Genomic DNA, 2819 nt, shown 5'->3' on the forward strand with positions numbered 1-2819 from the left:
GAATGGCTATCGGGGCGGGTTTTATCGGACATGCATGCTTTCGGCGCGTTGGCAAAGCGCCGGCGCGTGGCAGTGTTCTGCTGGCGCGCGGCGCGATCGCTGAGCCTTGCATTATAGACAGCATGCGCGCTGCTGGCTATCGCCACCAAGCTTATGCGCCCATTCCCCATTCGTCGGCAAAGGCGGCGCGGAAATCCGTCAGCACGGCCAGGCGCTGTTCGGCCAGGGCGCGGCCGGCCGCCGTCTGCATTTTGCCGGGCAGCTTGTCGAGCTTGGTGACGATATGGTCGAGCGCGTATGCCTTGTCGTCGAGTTCGCGATGCCGGGCCAGCGGATCCGCGCCATGCGCCAGCGCGCTATCCATGCGCGCCGCCGTGTAGAACAGGCGTGCCAGTCCCACGGCGCCCAGCGCGTCGATGCGGTCGGCATCCTGCACGATCTGCGCTTCAAGCGTGTGCGGCGGCAGGTTGGCGGAAAAACTGTGCGTCTCGATGGCGTGTGCCACGCCGGCCAGTTTTTCTGCCGGGAATTCCAGTTCGGCCAGCTGGCGGCAAGCCAGGGCGGCCGCCTGGCGCGAGGCCAGGTGCCGTTCGGGGTGATTTTTCGGCAGGTTGACGAGGTCGTGCAGATAGCAGGCGGCCATCACGGTGAGGGCATCCGCTTGCGCATGGTCCTGCAGCAGGACGCTGGCGTTGCGCCAGACGCGGTGCAGGTGGTTGATGTCGTGGGCGCCGTCATCGCCCAGGCCGGCCGTGGCCAGCGCCAGCAGGCGTGGCTGCCATTGAGAAAGCAAAGAATCCATGGTTCAAAGTCGTAAAAAGCAGGGGCCGCCAGTGTGGCATAAAACGCCGCCGCGTGCGGCGGCCGGCCAAGTGCGCCGGCGTACTGTATTTGCCACAGTAATTGCATTTTGGAAAATATTCAAACCGCCGAGTGCTCTTTTTTAGTGCATGTAAAATTTACATGGGGTAACATTGCCGCACGGAAATTAGAAGCATAAGCTAATTGCGAGAAAGTATTTGCAAAAAAACCTACAAGTGGCAGCCATTCCCTCGTGGATGGTTTTTGTCACGTCCAAGGCTTGCGCGCAGCGTGCCTTGGCCTGCGCCCCAGGCGAGTTAACGAAAGGATTATCATGAACACCAATTCCAGCGACACTGGCACTACCGTTGCCAAGGCTGCCGAATACCTGGCCTTTACCCTGGGCCAGGAAGAGTATGGCATCGACATCCAGAAAGTCAGCGAAATCCGCAGCTATGAAACGCCGACCCGCATCGCCAACGCCCCCGAGTTCGTCAAGGGCGTGGTCAACCTGCGCGGCATCATCGTGCCCATCGTCGACATGCGCATCAAGTTCAACCTGGGTACGCCCAGCTACGACCAGTTTACCGTCGTCATCATCCTCAACATCGGCAACCGCGTCGTCGGCATGGTCGTCGACCGCGTCTCCGACGTCACCACCCTGATGCCGGAACAGATCAAGCCCGCGCCGGACATGGGCCGCTCGATCGACACGGAATACGTGATCGGCCTGGGCACCATCGACGAGCGCATGCTGATCCTGGTCGATATCGACCAGCTGATGTCCAGCGCCGACATGGGCTTGATCGAGAAACTGGCGGCGTAATGCCGTAGTGAACAGAATTTCCCTCCATATTGTCAAAAACTATTGACATTAAGTATTGCATATCGTTTCCGCAGGGAGCACGCTAGCGCATTTTCCTGGCGCACGGTTCAACCGAACCGTGCGCCAGTTTACTTGTCAGGACAGATTTGGCGGCGTCCGCCACGCTGCCCTTGGCGCGGGCTGCAGGGCGCGTCTTCAGGATATTAGGATGGTTCACATGAATTTGTTAAGAAACGTCAGCATCGGGGTGCGTCTGGGATTGGGTTTTGCCGTCATTTTGCTGTTTTCCATGCTTATTACCGGCATCAGCGTCTGGCGTTTGCATGACGTGGCCAGCGCCACGCGCACGATGATGGAAGAGCCACTGGCCAAGGAACGTTATATTTCCGACTGGTATACGCGCATCGACAGCGCCGTGCGGCGCACGATCGCCATCGCCCGCAGCAGCGACACGTCGCTGAGCGGCTTTTTTGCCGAAGAGTCGAAAGCATCGACCGCCAGCTCGGCGGTCCTGCAAAAGAAGATCGCGGCGCTGCTCAAGGATCCGCAAGAGCAGGCCATGTTCGCCGGCCTGCTGGAATTGCGCGAAGTCTATGTCGGCTCGCGCGACCAGGTCTACAAGCTCAAGGGCGAGTCCCAGGTCGAGGCCGCCAACGAAGTGTTTGAAAAGACCTTCGTGCCTGCCGCCGCCAAATACCAGAAGATGGTCTACGGCTTGCTGGAACACCAGCGCGCGACCATCGACGCCACGGCGCGCCAGATCGATGACATCGCCATTACCAGCCGCAAGCTGCTGCTGTTGCTGTCGGCCCTGGCGCTGGCCTTCGGCATCGTGTGCGCCTGGCTGTTGATGACGGGCATCGTGCGCCCCCTGCGCACGGCCGTGGACATCGCCCGCAAGGTGGCCGATGGCGACTTGACGGCGCAAATCGATGCCAGCGCCAAGGATGAAACGGGCCAATTGCTGCAAGCGCTCAAGGATATGAATACCGGCCTGCTCAATATCGTGGGTGAAGTGCGCAGCGGCACGGACAGCATCGCCACGTCCTCGACGCAAATCGCTGCCGGCAACCAGGACCTGTCTTCCCGCACGGAAGAGCAGGCAGGTTCCCTGCAGGAAACAGCTTCGTCGATGGAAGAGCTGACCAGTACCGTGAAACAGAATGCGGACAATGCGCGCCAGGCGAACCAG

Annotated in this window: 3 protein-coding genes; 2 read left to right on the forward strand and 1 reads right to left on the reverse strand. The window is 60.3% G+C overall.

The window, feature by feature from the left end:
• Positions 1-151 precede the first annotated feature (151 nt).
• Complete coding sequence (locus AC07X6_RS28465; protein ID WP_494793210.1) at positions 152-802, reverse strand: HD domain-containing protein; 651 nt, start codon at positions 800-802, stop codon at positions 152-154.
• A 333-nt stretch (positions 803-1135) separates the two neighbouring features.
• Between AC07X6_RS28465 and AC07X6_RS28470 the strand changes: the two genes are divergently transcribed.
• Together AC07X6_RS28470 and AC07X6_RS28475 are read left to right on the forward strand one after the other, a co-directional pair.
• Positions 1136-1627, forward strand: a complete 492-nt coding sequence (locus tag AC07X6_RS28470) for a chemotaxis protein CheW (protein ID WP_230541945.1) — start codon at positions 1136-1138, stop codon at positions 1625-1627.
• Positions 1628-1844: 217 nt separating this feature from the next.
• Positions 1845-2819, forward strand: a 975-nt coding sequence (locus tag AC07X6_RS28475) for a methyl-accepting chemotaxis protein (RefSeq protein WP_494793211.1), incomplete at its 3' end; no start/stop codon positions are given.

The sequence above is a fragment of the Janthinobacterium sp. GW460-12-1-14-LB5 genome (assembly GCF_059423585.1).